Source organism: Mesorhizobium sp. DCY119, assembly GCF_003590645.1.
Lineage (GTDB): Bacteria > Pseudomonadota > Alphaproteobacteria > Rhizobiales > Rhizobiaceae > Mesorhizobium_M.
Map to the genome: position 1 here is coordinate 589,009 of NZ_CP031834.1, position 18,128 is coordinate 607,136.

The 18,128-nt window shown below is 60.3% G+C and carries 19 protein-coding genes; 9 read left to right on the plus strand and 10 right to left on the minus strand.

Annotated features, from left to right (window positions below):
- The 3 genes from DZG07_RS02785 to DZG07_RS02795 all read left to right on the plus strand — a co-directional run bounded on the left by DZG07_RS02785 (position 1) and on the right by DZG07_RS02795 (position 3,461).
- Positions 1-1,068, plus strand: a complete 1,068-nt coding sequence (locus tag DZG07_RS02785; protein ID WP_197716832.1) for a hypothetical protein — start codon at positions 1-3, stop codon at positions 1,066-1,068.
- A 25-nt stretch (positions 1,069-1,093) separates the two neighbouring features.
- Positions 1,094-2,404, plus strand: a complete 1,311-nt coding sequence (gene hslU / locus DZG07_RS02790; protein WP_091915697.1) for an ATP-dependent protease ATPase subunit HslU — start codon at positions 1,094-1,096, stop codon at positions 2,402-2,404.
- Positions 2,405-2,504: 100 nt separating this feature from the next.
- A complete protein-coding gene (locus tag DZG07_RS02795; RefSeq protein WP_119814082.1) occupies positions 2,505-3,461 on the plus strand; it encodes a DUF1402 family protein in 957 nt (318 codons plus the stop codon).
- A 13-nt stretch (positions 3,462-3,474) separates the two neighbouring features.
- On the opposite strand, the gene DZG07_RS02800 is transcribed toward DZG07_RS02795, so the two are convergent.
- Genes DZG07_RS02800 through DZG07_RS02815 form a run of 4 tightly spaced genes read right to left on the minus strand, consistent with a single transcriptional unit; the run spans position 3,475 to position 6,206 of the window.
- Positions 3,475-3,843: a helix-turn-helix transcriptional regulator gene (locus DZG07_RS02800; protein WP_091915701.1), complete on the minus strand. Its 369-nt coding sequence runs from the start codon at positions 3,841-3,843 to the stop codon at positions 3,475-3,477.
- Positions 3,840-4,382 carry a Smr/MutS family protein gene (locus DZG07_RS02805; RefSeq protein WP_119814084.1) on the minus strand — a complete coding sequence of 181 codons (543 nt, stop codon included), beginning with the start codon at positions 4,380-4,382 and terminating at the stop codon, positions 3,840-3,842. The genes DZG07_RS02800 and DZG07_RS02805 overlap by 4 nt, the downstream gene beginning before the upstream one ends.
- Positions 4,379-5,476, minus strand: coding sequence for a murein transglycosylase A (locus DZG07_RS02810; protein WP_119814086.1), 1,098 nt, complete (start codon positions 5,474-5,476; stop codon positions 4,379-4,381). Before DZG07_RS02810 ends, DZG07_RS02805 begins: the two co-directional genes overlap by 4 nt.
- Before the next feature lie 22 nt (positions 5,477-5,498).
- Complete coding sequence (locus DZG07_RS02815; protein ID WP_091915707.1) at positions 5,499-6,206, minus strand: Tim44/TimA family putative adaptor protein; 708 nt, start codon at positions 6,204-6,206, stop codon at positions 5,499-5,501.
- 188 nt (positions 6,207-6,394) lie between these two features.
- Here DZG07_RS02815 and DZG07_RS02820 point away from each other — a divergent pair, with 188 nt between their 5' ends.
- Together DZG07_RS02820 and secB are read left to right on the plus strand one after the other, a co-directional pair.
- Positions 6,395-6,883, plus strand: a complete 489-nt coding sequence (locus tag DZG07_RS02820) for an FxsA family protein (protein ID WP_091915709.1) — start codon at positions 6,395-6,397, stop codon at positions 6,881-6,883.
- A gap of 114 nt (positions 6,884-6,997) precedes the next feature.
- Positions 6,998-7,504 (plus strand): protein-export chaperone SecB, encoded by a 507-nt coding sequence (secB, locus tag DZG07_RS02825; protein ID WP_119814088.1) that lies wholly within the window; start codon positions 6,998-7,000, stop codon positions 7,502-7,504.
- Positions 7,505-7,577: 73 nt separating this feature from the next.
- Here secB and dnaQ read toward each other — a convergent pair whose 3' ends face one another.
- From dnaQ to DZG07_RS02850, 5 genes are read right to left on the minus strand one after another with little or no spacing between them, the layout of a single operon-like run.
- Positions 7,578-8,282, minus strand: a complete 705-nt coding sequence (gene dnaQ, locus DZG07_RS02830) for a DNA polymerase III subunit epsilon (protein ID WP_119814090.1) — start codon at positions 8,280-8,282, stop codon at positions 7,578-7,580.
- A 53-nt stretch (positions 8,283-8,335) separates the two neighbouring features.
- Entirely contained in the window at positions 8,336-8,941 is a 606-nt protein-coding gene (gene coaE / locus DZG07_RS02835) for a dephospho-CoA kinase (protein ID WP_119814092.1), read from the minus strand.
- The gene (locus tag DZG07_RS02840; RefSeq protein WP_119814094.1) at positions 8,938-9,777 is read right to left on the minus strand and encodes a shikimate dehydrogenase; all 840 of its coding nucleotides are present in this window, start codon (positions 9,775-9,777) and stop codon (positions 8,938-8,940) included. Before DZG07_RS02840 ends, coaE begins: the two co-directional genes overlap by 4 nt.
- The gene (locus tag DZG07_RS02845; RefSeq protein WP_119814096.1) at positions 9,770-10,369 is read right to left on the minus strand and encodes a Maf-like protein; all 600 of its coding nucleotides are present in this window, start codon (positions 10,367-10,369) and stop codon (positions 9,770-9,772) included. The genes DZG07_RS02840 and DZG07_RS02845 overlap by 8 nt, the downstream gene beginning before the upstream one ends.
- A gap of 34 nt (positions 10,370-10,403) precedes the next feature.
- Entirely contained in the window at positions 10,404-11,225 is an 822-nt protein-coding gene (locus tag DZG07_RS02850) for a pyruvate, water dikinase regulatory protein (protein ID WP_091915720.1), read from the minus strand.
- 397 nt (positions 11,226-11,622) lie between these two features.
- On the opposite strand from DZG07_RS02850, the gene hemE reads away from it, so the two are divergent.
- From hemE to rho, 3 genes are all read left to right on the plus strand, one after another.
- Positions 11,623-12,657 carry a uroporphyrinogen decarboxylase gene (gene hemE, locus DZG07_RS02855; protein ID WP_119814098.1) on the plus strand — a complete coding sequence of 345 codons (1,035 nt, stop codon included), beginning with the start codon at positions 11,623-11,625 and terminating at the stop codon, positions 12,655-12,657.
- On the plus strand, positions 12,654-13,196 hold the full coding sequence (hemJ, locus tag DZG07_RS02860; RefSeq protein ID WP_119814100.1) for a protoporphyrinogen oxidase HemJ: 543 nt from the start codon (positions 12,654-12,656) through the stop codon (positions 13,194-13,196). The genes hemE and hemJ overlap by 4 nt, the downstream gene beginning before the upstream one ends.
- 161 nt (positions 13,197-13,357) lie before the next feature.
- Positions 13,358-14,623 carry a transcription termination factor Rho gene (rho, locus tag DZG07_RS02865; RefSeq protein ID WP_091915725.1) on the plus strand — a complete coding sequence of 422 codons (1,266 nt, stop codon included), beginning with the start codon at positions 13,358-13,360 and terminating at the stop codon, positions 14,621-14,623.
- Positions 14,624-14,629: 6 nt separating this feature from the next.
- On the opposite strand, the gene DZG07_RS02870 is transcribed toward rho, so the two are convergent.
- Positions 14,630-16,654 carry a thioredoxin domain-containing protein gene (locus tag DZG07_RS02870; RefSeq protein ID WP_119814102.1) on the minus strand — a complete coding sequence of 675 codons (2,025 nt, stop codon included), beginning with the start codon at positions 16,652-16,654 and terminating at the stop codon, positions 14,630-14,632.
- A 61-nt stretch (positions 16,655-16,715) separates the two neighbouring features.
- Between DZG07_RS02870 and mnmE the strand changes: the two genes are divergently transcribed.
- Positions 16,716-18,038 carry a tRNA uridine-5-carboxymethylaminomethyl(34) synthesis GTPase MnmE gene (gene mnmE, locus DZG07_RS02875; RefSeq protein WP_119814104.1) on the plus strand — a complete coding sequence of 441 codons (1,323 nt, stop codon included), beginning with the start codon at positions 16,716-16,718 and terminating at the stop codon, positions 18,036-18,038.
- Positions 18,039-18,128: the final 90 nt, after the last annotated feature.

Here is an 18,128-nt window from a genome sequence, read left to right on the forward strand (position 1 = left end):
ATGAACACGCTTTCCAAATCGCCGGACATTTCCATCTCGAACGCAGCGCTGCTCGCGGCGATAGAACGCGGCCTTGTGACGGCCGACCAGGCGCAAGGGCTGCGCGATCTGGAAAGGACGAGAGCCGCCGCCCTCGACGTCGAGCCGCAGGATGACGAAAAGTTCCGTTTCATCAGCGGGTTCAGCGATATCTTCGTGACGATCGGCCTCGGCCTGTTCCTCGGCGCTCTGGGCTACTTCTCCATCGAATTCATCGGCGGCGTCGGCATGTGTGTCGTCATCGCGGTGGCGAACTGGCTGCTTGCAGAATATTTCACCCGCAAGCGGCGCATGGCGCTGCCGAGCATCGTGCTGCTTCTGGCTTTCGCGGCAGCGGTGTTTGGGGCCGTCGCCTTGGCCCTGGATCCGAGGCTGGGCTTCGGTTCAGCGTTTGCCGACGATACCGGCTGGCCAATCGTCGTGGCCGGGCTCGTCACTGCCGGCGCCACTGCGCTGCACTACTGGCGTTTTCGCGTGCCGATCACAGTGGCAGCCGGGGTCGCGGCTCTGGTTGCCGCCGCTGTCGGGCTTGTCTTCATCGCTGCTCCCGATCTCATTGCACAGATCGCCAAGCCGTTGCTGCTCGTCTGCGGGCTTGCGGTGTTCGCGCTCGCCATGCGCTTCGACCTGAGCGATCCGCAACGCCAGACCCGGCGCACCGACATCGCCTTCTGGCTGCACATGCTGGCTGCTCCGCTGATCGTCCATCCGCTCGTCAGCGGCCTGGTCGGCCAAGGCGGCCCCGAGGCCATTTCGGCCTGGAGCATCCTTGCGATCTTCATCGGCCTCGCATTCGTCGCCGTGCTGGTCGACAGGCGCGCCATTCTCGTCTCGGGCCTGTCCTATGCCGGCTTTGCCTTCGGTTCGCTGGTCGTCAAGGCGGGACTGTCGGACAGCGTCGTGCCGCTGACCATGCTGGTGCTCGGTGCGCTGGTGCTCCTGCTAAGCGCCGGTTGGCATACGCTGCGCCGCACTCTTCTGTCCCGGCTGCCGGACGCCCTTGCGGGCCGGCTTCCGGCTCATACATAAGCAAAAACAAAACCGAGTATCCAATATGTCAAATTTTTCCCCCCGCGAGATCGTTTCCGAACTCGATCGTTTCATCATCGGCCAGAAGGACGCCAAGCGCGCCGTGGCCATCGCATTGCGCAATCGCTGGCGCCGCCAGCAGCTCGAAGGCAACATGCGCGAAGAGGTGATGCCCAAGAACATCCTGATGATCGGGCCGACCGGCGTCGGCAAGACCGAGATTTCGCGCCGTCTCGCAAGGCTGGCCGGCGCGCCCTTCATCAAGGTCGAGGCAACCAAGTTTACCGAAGTCGGCTATGTCGGCCGCGATGTCGAGCAGATCATCCGTGACCTCGTCGAGACCGCGATCGGCATCGTGCGTGAAAAGATGCGCGAAGACGTCAAGGCGCGCGCGCATCTCAATGCCGAGGAGCGCGTGCTTGAGGCGCTGGTTGGCAAGACGGCGAGCCCGGCCACCCGTGACAGCTTCCGCAAGAAGCTGCGCGACGGCGAGCTCGACGACAAGGAGATCGAGGTCGAGGTTGCCGACACCGGAACCGGCGGCATGCCGGGCTTCGAGATTCCGGGCATGCCCGGCGCCAATATCGGCGTGATGAACATCAACGACATGCTGTCCAAGGCCATGGGCCAGACGCGGACCAAGACGCGCAAGACCACGGTCAAGGAGTCCTACGAGCTGCTGATCGCCGACGAATCCGACAAGCTGCTCGACCAGGACGAGGTCGTGCGCAAGGCGCTGGAATCGGCCGAGAATGACGGCATCGTCTTCCTCGACGAGATCGACAAGATCGCCGCCAGGAGCGACATTTCCGGTGGCCCGTCCCGCGAAGGCGTGCAGCGCGACCTGCTGCCGCTGGTCGAGGGCACGACGGTTTCGACCAAATATGGACCGGTGAAGACCGACCATATCCTGTTCATCGCGTCGGGCGCGTTCCATGTTTCCAAGCCCTCCGACCTGCTGCCGGAGCTTCAGGGCCGCCTGCCGATCCGTGTCGAGCTGCGGGCTCTGGAAAAGGACGATTTCCGGCGCATCCTGACCGAGACGGAGGCCAGCCTGATCAAGCAGTATATCGCGCTGATGGGCACCGAAGGCGTGACGCTCGAATTCACCGACGATGCGATTGATGCGCTGGCCGGAATTGCGGTCGACCTCAACGCCAGCGTCGAGAATATCGGCGCGCGGCGCCTGCAGACCGTGATGGAGCGCGTGCTGGACGAAATCTCCTACACCGCTCCCGATCAGTCGGGCACCTCGGTGAAGATCGACGCCGCCTATGTCGAGAAGCATGTCGGCGATCTGTCGCGGAACACGGATTTGTCGCGATTCATCCTTTAAGGATCGGTCCAAAGGTCCCACACAATGGAAAAGCGCTCGACTCGGTCGAGCGCTTTTTCTAATTTGCCGGACTGATGGCTATCGAAGGTTGCGGAAACGCATGAAAATCTCGTCTCTCCTGGCGTTTCCGGTTCTGGCCTACCTGGCCTTGCCAGCCCAAGCGCAAACGCTTGTGCCGCCGGGAAACCGCAACGCCGAACAGCCGACGGTACCGGGCGCCTCGTCCAAGCGCACCAAGGCCGGCAAGACCAGCTTCGACGCCAAGTACCGCAAGGTCTATGCGCTGTTCAAGAATGACAGCGCGCTGCGGGCTAAGATCCGCGAGACGGCATCCGCCTACAGGATCGACCCGATGCACATCGTCGGAGCGCTGGTCGGCGAGCACACCTACAATGTCGACGCCTATGACCGCCTGCAGACCTATTATGTGAAGGCGGCGGCCTATCTCAACAACGGCATCAGCTTCACCTACAAAGGCGAAGACGTCACCGATTTCATCCAGCGGCCCGAATTTGCCGGCTGCGCCAGCAAGACCGACAGCTACGATCTGTGGGAATGCCGCGAGAACGTCTGGAACCGCCAGTTCCGCGGCAAGACGGTGGGTGGCAAGAGCTATCCCAACGACCGTTTCAGCGCCACCTTCTTCCAGCCCTTCTATGCCGGCCAGACATTCGGCCTTGGCCAGCTCAATCCGCTGACGGCACTTCAGGTGAGCGATCTCGTCCACCGGGTTTCGGGACTGCCGAAGCTCGATGCCGCGCGGCCGGGCCAGGTCTATGAAACGATCATGGACCCGGACCTGACCTTGCCTTATGTCGCCGCCGTCGTGAAAACGTCGATCGACGCCTATCGCAATATTGCCGGCTTCGACATTTCGAAGAATCCGGGAATAACCGCGACCTTGTACAATATCGGCAACCCGGAAGCGCGCGCCTATGCGCTGAAAGCGGAAAACCAGAAGCGGCAGAGCGAAGGCCAGGAAGCCAAGTTTCCAGAAGAAAATTATTACGGCTGGCTGGTCAACGACAAGCTGCCGGAATTGCAGGCGCTTTTCTAGCCGACGCCGAAGATCAGCGCCGTCGCCCGCGAGCGGCTTTCAGTTGCGCGGTGAGGTTCAGGATATCGTCCTCACCGATCCGGTTTATCGAACGGGCCAGCAGATTGGCGAGTTCGGTCGCTGCTGGAGACAGCCCCGATGTATCGATCACCACGCGCGGATGCGACGTTTCGGCCAGACGCTGCAGATCCTCGGCGTCATCCCAGATGATGTTGAAATAGCCGATGATCTTCTGGATAAGAGCCCAGGTCGGGGTTCCGCGCCTGCCATGCTCGAGTGCGGAGAGATAGGCGGCACTCACGCCGAGGGCTGCGGCCATTTCCTTCTGGCTGACGCCTCTTTCGTCGCGCAGCGCGCGCAGCCTTTCACCAAGCGGCGTCATGATTTCGGCACCGCATGACGGCGAAGCCTTATGTAGAGCGCGCCCGAGCCGCCGTGGTTGCGGGCGGCATGGTCGTGACTGCTTACAAACATGCGAAAAGGCGGTGTCATCAGCCAGGCCGGCACGGCGCGGCGCAGCACGCCCTCGCCGCCGGAAGACGAACCCTTGCCGGTGATAACCAGGACGTAGCGCACACCGCCGGCATAGGCGCGGGTCAGGAAGGAAAGCAGCAGCGAATAGGCCTGATCCTGCGTCAGGCCGTGCAGATCGACCCTGCCCTCGATCGGCAGGCGGCCCTTGGCAATCTTGTCGTGGGTCGGCGCATCGAAGGAATGCGTGACGGTCTGGCGCGGCTTGGCTGGTGTTGGAGCTGCCGGCTTGGCGACCGGTTTGTCCATGGCCATCGCCTGTTCCATGGTCATCGGCTCCGGCGACGGTTCTTGCACGCCCACCTTGCCTTTGAGCGGCTTGGCCGAGCGCGCGACCAGGTTCCAGAGGACACGGTCCTCGTCGCTGAGTTTTTTGCCGCGCCCGCTCATGATGATGCCTCGCCGGCAAGGCTTCGGGGAATGAGGGCGAAAAAATCGGCATTGTTTCGCACCACACCCGCGATCTCGCCGGCCTCAAAACCGGAGCCGGCGAAGAGGTCGCCCCGCGCAGTCCCCACGATGGCCGAACCGGTATCCTGCGCGATCATCAGGCGGCGAAAGGGTTTTTTCTCGAAGGCCGTCAGCATTGGCGCGTGGATGAAGAACGGCGTGCCGAATGTGTGGAGCAGCCGGTCGATGGCCATGGAACGACCCGGCGTCAGCGGCACTTTTGCCGCGGCGATCGGACCAAGCTCTGGTTCGTCGACAGGCGCATCGCGGAAGAAGATATAGGACCGGTTCTGCCAGAGGATTTCGCTGACCCGGTGCGGGTTGGCGGCCAGCCATGCCCGGATCGACTGCATGGTGACCTGTTCGAGCAGGATTTCACCGAGATCGGCCAGTTTTTTCCCCGGGCCCGAAAATCTCTGGCCGGATTTTGCCGCATAGGTGACGCGGCGCAGCGATCCGTCCGTCATCTTGAGCCGGGCGGCTCCCTGGACATGAATGAAGAACGCATCGACCGGGTCGGCAACCCAAGCGATTTCCAGCCCGCGCCCAGCCAGAGCGCCCTGTTCGATTGCCGCGCGATCGAAATATTCAACAGGGCCCGTTGGCGTCTCAAGCCCGAAGGCGAGATATGGATCCATGCCCGCAGGGCGGTTTTCGTCATCGATATCGACCAGATCGTCGGGCCGCGCCAAGAGCGGAACCCTGAATTTTTCGCTTCGGCTGGCAGATGCTTCCACTTCGGGCTCATAGAAGCCCGTGACGAAACCGGCTTCCGCGTCATCCGGCACGATCAGGGCCGGAACGAAATGACGCTCGAAAAAAGCCCTGGCATCGCCAGTGCTTTCGGCTCGGGCTGCGGCATAAGCTTCTTCGAAGGCCGAAAAATCGATGCCCAGCGAGCCCGTTCGATAGGGTTTGTTCAGGACGTGGAAGGCTGAGCGGCGAAAGGCGGCATAGGCGTCCGCCTGGGTATCATCTGCCCAGCCGGGCAGGTCGTCGAAGGAGACGATGCGGAAAACAGGCGACAAAGGCACCGGCCCGGCTCCCGCAAAAGGCTCAGTCTTCTTCTTCGGTGGCGACGAGCTTCCAGTTCGGGTCGCGCGAGCGGGTGTCGCGGGCGAAGGTCCAGACGTCCTTGACCTCGGCCACCGTCTCGGGATCGCCGTCGATCACCTCGCCGGCCTTGTCGCGCGTGGCTGAAATCAGCTCGCTGACGATGCGGAGCGTGATATGCGCCTCGCCATTCTTCATCTCGGCCGAGACGATATCGGCCTTATCGATACCAACGAAGGAGGACTGGATCTTTTCCGAGCGCCCTTCGCGATCGGAAATCGCCGCGACAAAACCGTCATAGACTTCGCGCGAAAGCAGGTTTTTCAACGTCTTGCGGTCGCCGTCGGCATAGGCCATCACGATCATCTCATAGGCCATCTTGGCGCCGTCGACGAAGGTTTTAGGCTCGAAGGTCTGATCGCCGTCCTTGATCGCGCGCAAGCCCTTGTTCAGCTCCGTGCCGGGCTTGGCGAAGGCGTCGATTGCCACATAGGCTTCGTCATTATCTGCGGAAACGCGCTTGCGCGGCAGGGAAACGACATTTTCCGGCTTGGCCGAGGCGTCCTTGTCGCTGCGGGTCCGCCCAGCGGTATAGGGATCGAAGGGCGGACGCTCGTTGCCGGTGCGGCGGCCGAGCACATTGCGCAGCTGGAAGAAGATCACGACAGCCGCAATCAGAAAAAATATCGTGCCGAAATCGAAGAATTCCATGTCTTTCGCCACTAGTCCTTTGTCTTCGGCCGGCAACACCGCCGTTTCGCCGCATTCCGCGCTTCAATCCATGCATATAGAACGCATGCCGTCATCATTCAAATCAAAGGCATGCATACCTATCTATCGTATAATGTGCCAGCATCGGGTGCTGGGCATTTTGATGCAACCTTAATATTGGCGGGCACGTGCGGGTTTCCCTCATTCCTTTGTTTCTTCTTCTGCTTCCCCTGATCGAAATCGCCGGTTTCGTGGTCGTCGGGCGCCAGATCGGCGTTTTGCCTACTCTGGGGCTTACCATCGCCACCGGAATCGCCGGCGGCATGCTGATGCGCTACCAGGGATTCAGCGTTCTGGCCGGCATTCGCGCCGAAATCGAGGCTGGGCGCGACCCCAGCCGCAACCTCGCCCATGGCGTGATGATCCTGCTTGCCGGCGTTCTGCTGCTCATTCCGGGCTTCGTGACGGATATCGTCGGCATATTGCTTTTCATTCCACCGATCCGCGACCTCGGCTGGCGCTTTATCAAGCGGCGGGTCAATTTTTCGGCGGATTTCGGCCGGATGGGCGGCTTCCCGCGGGACGGCAGGCGCGAAAAGACCATCGATCTCGACGAAGACGACTACACCAAAGGCCCCGACCCGCGGTCGCCCTGGCGGCAGATCGGCGACGAGTGATCCGCCAAACGGCCTGAAACCGGCAAAAACTTGTGTTGGCAAGAACACCATGCTAGCCAACGCACGATTTTAATCCGGGCCGCCGGGCGGCTGAAGCAAAGAGGATCATGGCTCATGGCCAAGAACGACAATGACGCCGCGGGCGCTGTGAGCAACGGAAACGGCAACAACGGCGTGCAGCCTTCGTTGAACGTGCTTGCCCAGTATGTGAAGGACCTTTCCTTCGAAAGCCCCGGCGCGCCGAATTCGCTGCGCGGCCGCGATAAGGCTCCCGGCATCGCCATCAATGTCAACGTCAACGCCAATCCGCTTTCGGACAAGGAATTCGACGTCAATCTGTCGCTGACGGCCAAGGCTGCCTTCGACAAGGACGTGCTGTTCAATGTCGAGCTCGTCTATGGCGGCGTCTTTAAGATCGAAGGCTTCCCGCAGGAGCACATGCTGCCGCTGCTGTTCATCGAATGCCCGCGCCTGCTGTTCCCGTTCGCTCGCCAGATCATCGCCGACGCGACGCGTAATGGCGGCTTCCCGCCGCTGATGCTCGACCCGATCGATTTCGCGCAGATGTTCCAGCAGAAGGTGGCCGAAGACCAGGCTGCGGCCAAAGTTCAGGTCAGCTGATTTCTTCAGCGAAACCAATTGAAAAACCCGGCCTAGCGCCGGGTTTTTTCGTTTTCAGCTCTGTTTTTGTTTCTCAGTTCTCTTGGAAATTTTGCCAGAGGGCTTTTTCGCCGAGATCGGCGATCAGGCGCATATGCGCGGCACGTTCGGCATCCGTCAGGCGGGGCGGTAGCGGTTCGGGACGCGGCTCGATCGAAATCTCAATCTGGATTTCGGTCGTGGCATCCGACCTTGTTTCCATGCCTGCGTCCAGGACAAGGGCCGTCTGCTTGCCGCCGATCAGCTCGATATAGACTTCGGCCAGAAGCTGCGAATCGAGCAAGGCCCCGTGAAAAGTGCGGTGGCTGTTGTTGATACCGTAGCGGCGGCAGAGCGCGTCGAGCGAATTCGGCCCCATAGGATGCTTGCGCCGCGCCAATGCGAGCGAGTCGATGACGCGTTCCGAGCCGATCGCCGGCTGGCCGAGCCGGGCGAACTCGGCATTGATGAAGCCCATGTCGAAATTGGCGTTGTGGGCGACCAGCTTGGCGCCGTCGATGAATTCCATGAACTCTTCGGCTATTTCCGGAAAGGTCTTTTTATCCGCCAGTTGCTCATTGCTGATGCCATGGACCGCCAGCGCCTCGGCGTGAACGGCCCGCCCTTGCGGATTGATAAAGACGTGAAAGGTCTTGCCGGTCGGAAAGCGGTTGACGAGTTCGACGCCGCCGATCTCGATGACGCGGTCCTCGCGGGAATCGAGGCCCGTGGTTTCCGTATCGAAAATGATCTCGCGCATTCGAATCACCACTCCTTGACCAAGCATGGCCCCGACCGAGAATCCCGGCAAGGTCAGGCAGCTGGCTGTCCCGGCATTTCCTTGGTCAGCGTGGCGATGATTTCTTCGACCGACTTTTTCGCGAGCTCAAGGCCCTGGCCGGTATCGATGATGAAATCAGCGAGCCGGCGTTTTTCCGCATCCGGCACCTGTTTTGCCAGAATACTGGCGAATTTTTCCTCGGTCATGCCGGGCCGCGCAAGCACGCGCTCGCGCTGGATATCCGCCGGCGCGGTCACCACGGCCACCTTGTCGACGCGATTGCGGCCGCCGGTCTCGAATAGCAACGGAATATCGAGCACGGCAAGCGGCGCTTCAGCCGCGCGGTGCTTTGCCAGAAAGGCGTCTGCATCAGCGCGGACCAGTGGATGGATGATCGCTTCGATCTTTTTCAGGGCTTCCGCGTCGCCCAGAACCTGATGCGCGAGCAGCGTGCGGTCGACAACACCGTCCTTCGCCGTTCCGGGAAACGCCGCCTCCACCAGGGGTGCGGCCTTCCCGGCATAAAGACGATGGACGGTTTCGTCGGAATCATGCACCGGCACGCCGGCATCGGCAAACATCTTGGCCGTCGTCGACTTGCCCATGCCGATCGACCCGGTCAACCCCAGTACGATCATTTGGCACCCAGATCCGAAACGATGAGGCTGCGCAGTTCCGGCGTAACCTCCGGCCTGACGCCGAACCAGCGCTCGAAGCCCGGAACCGCCTGATGCAGCAACATGCCGAGGCCGTCGACGGTCTTCAGTCCCCGCATTCGCGCCGCAGCAAGCAGCGGTGTCTCCAGCGGTACATAGACAATGTCTGTAACGATGGCATGGTCGGGCAGATGTGACGGGTCGGCCGGGATCTCGGCGTTTCCATGCATGCCAAGCGCCGTTGTGTTGACCAACAGGCCGGCGTCGGAGAGCAGTTCCGAAACGGCATCGGAGGGATGGGCCGAAACACCTTCGCCAAAGCGATCAGCCAGTTCAGCTGCGCGCGCGACAGTCCGGTTGACGATGCGGATATCGGTAAACCCGCGCTGTTTCAGCGCGAAAATGACGGCGCGGGACGCGCCGCCGGCACCCAGCACGACGGCGGCTCCGGCTTTCGTCCAGCCCGGCGCATATTCATCGAGATTGGCGGCAAAGCCGTGTGCATCGGTGTTGGTGGCGCAGAGCTGGCCATCCTCGAACCACAAGGTGTTGACCGCGCCGATTTCCTCGGCGGCGGCGTCACGACGATCAGCGAAGCGGTAGGCTGCTTCCTTGTGCGGTATCGTGATATTGCCGCCGGCCAGCCCGTTTTCGGCCAATCCGCCGAGAAAAGCTTCGAAATTCTCCGGCGCCATATCGATGGCATCGTAGAAGCCGGCGATGCCATGCTTTTTCAGCCAAAAACCATGGATTTTCGGCGAACGCGAATGGGCGATCGGGTGACCGCACACGAACGCCTTAACGGCACGATCAGCCATCGATCGCTCCGAGATCGCGCAGCTTCGCCAGAAGCGGCAGCAGCGGCAGGCCGACAATGGTAAAATAGTCGCCGTCGATCTTTTCGAAGAGCTGGATGCCCTCACCTTCGATCTGATAGGCGCCGACGCTTGCCAGCGCCTTGTCGCCGACTCTCGCCAGGTGGCGGCCGATAAAGGCGGGATCGAGCTTGCGCATGGTCAGCCGCGCGACGCTGACGTCACGCCATAGCGTTTCGCCGTCCCGCACCAGAACGACGGCGCTGTTGAGCTGATGCGTCTTGCCGGAGAGATCGAGCAGATGCCGGCGTGCGTCTTCCTTGTCGCGGGGTTTATGGAAAACGCGGTCGCCCAGCGAAAGCGTCTGGTCGCAGCCGATCACGAGAGCCCCGGGATGGCTTTCGCTGACATTGATTGCCTTGGCCTCGGCCAGGATCGACGCGACATCTTCCGGCGTAGCGCCTGTGCCCTCGAGCGGCGCTTCGAGTGCCCTCTCATCCACATCGGCCGGGATTGCGGTGAATTCGATGCCGGCATTGGCCAGAAGCGCCTTCCGGAACGGGCTTGCCGAAGCCAGTATGATTTTCGCTGCCATGCAAACCTCGGTCGAAGTGACGGTCGCGCTTCGACTAGCGCGTCTTGCCGCGCAGGGCAACGATTGCGGCTGCCGTTTCCTCGATGGAACGACGGCTGACATCGATCATCGGCCAGTTGTGCCGCGTGCAGATCTGCCGCGCATAGGCAAGTTCCTCGGCAATCGACGCCCTGTCGACATAGCCTTGTGAATCATAACCGGTGGTCGTTCCCAGCACCCGGTTCTGACGGACCTGCGAGACACGCTCGGCGGTGGCGACCAGGCCAACGATGAGGGGTTTCCTGGCGTCAGCCAAGCTCTCCGGCAGCGGCACGCCGAGAACGATCGGGATGTTGGCGGTCTTGATGCCGCGATTGGCCAGATAGATGCTGGTCGGCGTCTTTGAGGTTCGCGATATGCCGATGAGAACGACATCAGCCTCGTCGACATCGCCGGGCAACTGGCCGTCGTCATGCTCCATGGTGAAGTTCAGCGCATCGATGCGCCGGAAATATTCAGCATCCAGCACATGTTGCGCACCGACCCGGCGCCCGGCCGGCGTACCGAGATAGGACTGGAAGACCGCAAGCACCGGCTCCAGCACGGAAACGCAAGGCAAGCCCATTTCGGCGCAGCGCGCATCGATCTGGCCGGCAAGGTTCTGGTCGACAAGCGTATAGAGAACGATGCCGGGCTCTTCCTCGATATCCTCGAACACCTTCATCAGCTGCTTGTCGGTGCGGATGAGCGGATAGATGTGCTCGATCGCCCTTGCATCCTTGTATTGCGCGGATGCCGCCCGCCCGGCGGCCAGCAGCGTCTCGCCGGTAGCGTCCGAAATAAGGTGAAGATGGAAGAAGCTCTGGGGTTTGTTCACAAGGCGCGCCCGGTTCTGTGGTCAAATGTGGATAAGCAGGACATTTGCCCCTCTCGGCCAGAGCGGACTGTATCAGAAGCCAGCTTGTCCACAATTCGCCCTGCTGTCCGTTTCGTTTCCGCGGCAAGGAGGGTTATGGGGATAAGTCGAACAAGCCTTCGACAACTGTCATCGGCCTGAAATTTTCAACCTATCAAGGCTTTGTAATTCCTGGCTGAAATCTGCTCGTCCCCAGAGTTTTCCAATTCACATCGAAATCGGCGCGACAATATGCTTTCTGGTTACAAAGGCTCGTTCGGGGATAAGTCGCAATTCCCGATTCCAACAGAGTCTAAGAATCAGAAGACTCTTTTCATAGAATTTATATTTATAGAAAGAGCTGGGAGGATAACGCTCAATGCACGCGCAACGCGTCATGCTGGACGTCCTGAAAGGCGAGACAGCTTCTCCGCCTCCGCTCTGGATGATGCGGCAGGCTGGCCGATACCTTCCCGAATACAGGGAGCTCAGGAAGAAGGCCGGAAGCTTCCTCGACCTCTGCTACAATCCGGACTTCGCAGTGGAGGTGACGCTCCAGCCGATCCGCCGCTTTGGCTTCGATGCTTCGATCCTGTTCTCCGACATCCTCGTCGTGCCTCATGCGCTTGGCCGCGATCTTCGCTTCGAGGAAGGGCGAGGTCCGCTGATGACGCCGATCTCGGCACCGGAAATTGCTGCTCTTGACGGATCGAATTTCCATCACCATCTGAAGCCGGTCTACGAGACGGTAAAGCGCCTTCGCACTGAGCTCCCCGAACAAACCACATTGATCGGCTTTTGCGGCGCACCGTGGACGCTTGCGACCTACATGATCGCCGGCCATGGAACGCCCGATCAGGCACCGGCCCGGCTTTTTGCCTTTCGTGAGCCTGAGGCAATGGCGCAGTTGCTTTCGATGCTCTCGGACTATTCGGCCAAATATCTCATCAAACAGATCGAAGCCGGCGTGGACGTCGTCCAGATATTCGACAGTTGGTCCGGCGTGCTCGATGAGGCCTGTTTCGAGGCGTTCTGCGTCCGCCCGGTGGCGGAAATCGTGCGGCAGGTTCGCGCCGTCTATCCCGATGTTCCGATCATCGGGTTCCCGAAAGGTGCCGGCCACCGCTATTCCACCTATCGCGAGAAGACGGGCGTTACCGGTCTCGGACTGGATTGGACGGTGCCTTTGTCCCAGGCGCAGGCCCTACAGGCCGGCGGGGCCGTGCAGGGCAACCTTGATCCATTGCGGCTTGTAGCCGGCGGACGGGCCCTCTCTGAGGGCGTGGACGCTATCCTGAAGGCATTGGGCGCCGGGCCGCTGATCTTCAACCTCGGCCATGGTATTACGCCGGAAACGCCTATCGAACATGTCGAGGCGATGATCCGGCAAGTCAGGAGCTTTTCAGGGCAATGAGTGCTGAAAGCGCAAAAGTTTCGCCAAACGGCGGACAGGCGATGAAGCGGGCGGCGATCGCGATCGGCATTTTCGTCGTTCTGACGGGATTGCTGTTCTATTTCGACCCGGAAAATCTCTATCTCTGGGCCAAGGCCGTGCATGTCATCGCCGTCATCTCGTGGATGGCGGGCATGCTCTATCTGCCGCGGCTGTTCGTCTATCACGTCGATGCCGAGCCGGGTTCTGTTCAGTCGGAAACTTTCAAGGTGATGGAGCGGCGTCTGCTGCGCGCGATCATCAATCCGGCGATGATCATCACTTGGGTGTTCGGCCTGTGGCTTGCCTGGAAAGGCTTTGGCTTCTCGGGTGGCTGGCTGCATGCGAAGATTGCGGCGGTCGTTGCGCTATCCGGCGTGCATGGTTATCTCGCTGGCGCGGTTCGCCGTTTTGCCGAAGACCGAAACACCAAACCGGCACGTCATTGGCGGATGATCAACGAGATTCCGACAGTTTTGATGATCATCATCGTCATTCTCGTCATCGTGAAGCCATTCTGACCGCTTCGATCCCGTAAAATGGCACCTTGCTCTTTGCCGGGTAGCCGGATAAAAGACAGATCTTCCTTCCCGCCACGCGCCGTCCCCACTTTCACCTTGACCGCGCTCGGCGCTCATCGCATTCGCCGATATTTTTCCCTTATCTCATTCAGAGTCCGTCTATGCAGGAAATGAAACTCCAGGAGTTCAAGAACAAGAAACCGACCGATCTCATTGCGTTCGCCGAAACGCTCGAGGTCGAGAACGCCAGCGTCATGCGCAAGCAGGAGCTGATGTTCGCCATTCTCAAGAAACTCGCGGCGCAGGACATCGAGATCATCGGTGACGGCGTCGTTGAAGTGCTGCAGGACGGTTTTGGTTTCCTTCGCTCCGCAAACGCCAACTATCTGCCGGGCCCGGACGATATCTACATCTCGCCTTCGCAGATTCGGCGGTTTTCGCTGAAGACCGGCGATACGGTCGAGGGTCCGATCCGCAGCCCCAAGGAAGGCGAACGCTATTTCGCGCTTCTCAAGGTCAACACGATCAATTTCGACGATCCGGAAAAGATCCGTCACAAGATCCATTTCGACAATCTGACGCCGCTTTACCCGACGGCGCGCCTGAAGATGGAAGTCGAAAACCCGACCACCAAGGATATCTCGCCGCGCGTCATCGATCTCGTGGCGCCGCTCGGCAAGGGCCAGCGCGCCCTGATCGTGGCGCAGCCGCGTACCGGTAAGACGGTGCTGCTGCAGAACATCGCCCACTCCATCACGACCAACCATCCGGAATGCTACCTGATCGTGCTTCTGATCGACGAGCGGCCGGAAGAAGTGACCGACATGCAGCGTTCGGTGAAGGGCGAGGTTGTTTCCTCGACATTCGACGAGCCGGCGGTGCGTCACGTGCAGGTCGCGGAAATGGTCATCGAAAAGGCGAAGCGCCTGGTCGAGCATGGCCGTGACGTGGTCATCCTGCTCGATTCCATCACGCGCCTCGGCCGTGCCTACAACACCGTGGTGCCGTCATCCGGCAAGGTTCTGACCGGCGGTGTCGACGCCAATGCCCTGCAGCGCCCCAAGCGCTTCTTCGGTGCAGCGCGTAACATTGAGGAAGGCGGATCGCTGACGATCATCGCAACCGCGCTGATCGATACCGGCAGCCGCATGGACGAAGTCATCTTCGAAGAGTTCAAGGGTACGGGCAACTCGGAAATCGTGCTCGACCGCAAGGTCGCCGACAAGCGCATCTACCCGGCAATGGATATCCTCAAGTCCGGCACCCGCAAGGAAGACCTCCTCGTCGCCAAGCAGGATCTCCAGAAGATATTCGTGCTGCGCCGCATTCTGGCGCCGATGGGAACGACCGATGCGATCGAGTTCCTCATCGACAAACTCAAGCAGACCAAGACAAACGCCGATTTCTTCGACTCGATGAATACCTGATCGGGTTCATCGTTTCGGACGCAAGGCCTGCTCGAGTTCGTCAGGGTCGGTAATAATCGGAAGACAGACCGGGCCGGTGCATAGAAATGCGCCGGCCTTTGTCGTTGGCGGATAGGCACCGCCGGGCAGGCTTGGCAGGTTGGCTTCGGCGCCAACGGGAACGACGAGGTCGACTCGTCTGGGGTCCGGGCATCGATTCGCCACCGGAATAAATTTCGGATCAGCCAGATCATCGACGATGACGAGCTTGATCGGACTGATCACCAGCGCGCAGGCGTTGACGATCCCGGCCTGACCATATTGCTGGCGTGACGCGCGCCCAGTGGCATGTTCTGCAACGCGCCAGGCCTTTTTCTGAAGCTGAACGTCACCGCCGGCGTCCGCCACCCGGATCATCGCCTCGATGATCTGGCCGGTGGCCGAGGGGATCGCTTCGTCTATATCGCCGCGGATTCTGATCGGAACGTCGGTGCTGTCCGATGCCGTCAGATAATAGCCGTTGTTGCCGCTGTCGGCATACCATCGGTCAAGCTGATCGAGAAAGGACCTTGCGCGCTCGATGTAGGCGACCTCTCCAGTTGCTTCGAACAGCGAAACTGCTGCATTGGCCATGGCGGCGTAGTCGCTCGACAGCGCGGGATAGAGCTTGCGGTCGCCAAGTATGGAGTGTGGCAGCCGGCCGTCGGCGTCCGCGTGCCCTACTATGAAGCCAAAGGCTCTTGCAGCTGCCGTGATCCAGTCTGGGCGAGACAAAGCGCGGCCGGCCTCGGCAAGTCCTGCTATGGCAAGGCCGTTCCAGTCAGCCAGAACCTTGTCGTCGCGGCCGGGACGAATGCGTCTTTCCCGCGCGGTCAAAAGCCGGCGTTTGATCGTGTCGACTTCAGCGCGGTTTGCAAGGGAATCGTGACTCTGCGCCGGCGTTTGACAGATGATCGGCTTGCCTTCCCAGTTGGACGGTGAGGCAAGAGTGAAGTTATTGAAAAACAAAGATAAATCGTTTCCGAGCACGCTTTCGATCTCGGTTCCGTCCCAGGTGTAGAAAAGCCCCTCTTCACCTTCGCTGTCCGCGTCCAGGCTCGACGCAAAACCACCGCCCTCGACGGTCATTTCACGCAGGAGCCAGGCAACGGTTTCTTCGATTCGTACCCGGAACAACTCGTTCCGCGTTTCGGCAAAAGCCCAGTTGGCCATACGAAGCAATTGGGCATTGTCGTAAAGCATCTTCTCGAAATGCGGGACGAGCCAGTCGGCATCTGTCGAGTAACGCGCAAGCCCGCCGCCGACATGATCGTAAATGCCGCCACGCAGCATGTGTTCAAGGCTGGAGAGAACCGCGTCGCGATGCATCTCGCTTCCATTCTGCAGCCAGCTGAGCCACAGTGTGTGCATGAAAGGCGCGTTGGGGAATTTCGGCGCGCCACGCAGGCCGCCGGCTTGATGGTCGATCATGCCGGATATGCCGTCGGCGAGTGTTGTCAGGAGAGCGCTGTCGATAGATGAGGATGCGTGGTTGGCTGCAAGCCTTGCCTCGACATGATCCGTCAGCTTGTCCGCGCTGTCGGTGAGGCTTTGCTGTTTCTCGCGCCAGGCCTTGTCCACGGCCTCGAGAACCTGGATGAAACCAGGTCGACCATAGCGCGGCTCCTTCGGGAAGTAGGTGCCGCCCCAGAACGGCTTGCCGTCTGGCGTCAGGAAGATGGTGAGCGGCCAGCCGCCCTGCTCGCCCATGGCAGTCAAGGCGGCCATATAGATCTGGTCTATGTCGGGCCGCTCCTCGCGATCCACCTTGATATTGACGAACAGCCGGTTCATGACGGCAGCGACATCTTCGCTTTCGAAGCTCTCGTGCGCCATCACGTGACACCAGTGACAGGCGGCGTAGCCGACTGAAAGCAGGATAGGCCTCTCCAATCGTCTGGCTTCGTCCAGAGATTGTGGCGACCAGGCCCGCCAATGCACGGGATTCCCGCTGTGCTGGCGAAGATACGGGCTGGTTTCGTTCGATAGCAGGTTTTCAGCAGGAAGATTCACGGAACCACAATTCGATGCGAGAGGATTTTTTGAAGCCTACGGCGCATAAGGAAGGCAGGCAATGATATTCCAGGACTCGATCGTTGCGCTTTCCAGCGGCCACCTGCCATCCGGAATAGCTATTATCCGCATCACCGGCCCAAAGACTCGATTCGCTCTCGAAACGATCACCGGAAACGTGCCGAAACCGCGCTTTGCGCACTATGGGAAATTCAGGTCGCGGGACGGCTCGGTACTCGACAGCGGAATCTCCTTCTTCTTTCCCGGCCCGAAGAGCTTCACCGGGGAGGACTCCGCCGAATTTCACGTCCATGGCGGACGCGCAGTGGTCTCGGCGATGATGCAGGCCATAGGAGAGCTCGACGGATTTCGACAGGCGGAGCCGGGAGAATTCACCCGGCGCGCCTTTCTCAACGGTAAAGTTGATCTTGTCGAGGCAGAAGCCCTGGCCGATCTGGTTTCAGCGGAGACCGAAGCGCAGCGGCGATTTGCAGTGCTGAACAGCGAGGGACGCCAGAGCGAACTCTATCAGGCCTGGCGCTCGCGCTTGATCCACGACCGAGCCATGATCGAGGCGGAGATGGATTTTTCCGACGAAGGGGATGTACCGGGATCGGTTTCGTCAGCGGTCTGGGCCGATATCGATTTGATGATCGAAGAGATTGAACGACATCTGCAGGGCTTTCGAAAAGCCGAGATCATCAGGGACGGCTATGATGTGGTGATAGTCGGGGCACCGAACGCTGGAAAATCGAGCCTTCTTAATGCCTTGGCCCGACGGGACGTGGCGATCGTCACCGACGAACCCGGCACGACCCGCGATCTTGTGGAAGTCGCGCTCGAACTGGACGGTGTCAAAGTGCGGCTTACCGATACGGCTGGCATTCGCGAGACATCCGGAAAGGTCGAGTTGATCGGCATCGAAAAGGCGCGGCAAAAGATATCCGCTGCCGATGCTGTGCTCTATCTGGAGGACCTTGGTGATCCCCAGCGCCTTGCGCCTGACGAGATACCCGCCGGCTCGATTCGTCTCGGCACGAAGGCTGATCTGTCAAAGGATGATATTAGAGATAATATGTATGATCTTCTTGTCTCAACCGAGACCGGTGAAGGGATCGATGCGCTGCTTGCGCTCCTTTCCGATCGAGCGGCCGCCGAGATTGGCTCCACGGGCGATGTGCTGCCATCCAGGCAAAGGCATGTGGAATTGTTGCGCGCGACGGCGGATTTCCTGCGAAGCTGCCGAAGCCTGCCGGCGGCGGACCTGGAGCTTCGCTCCGAGCATCTTCGCCTTGCATCCGATCGCCTGGGCAGAATTTCCGGCGCCGTGGATCCCGAGGACCTTCTGGATGTGATATTCTCGCAGTTCTGTATAGGGAAGTGACTCACGTGAAACATATGTCGGCGCGTGACTCACGTGAAACACCCCTCATAGACGGAGAACCCTGTTTCACGTGAAACATTATTGCGCGAA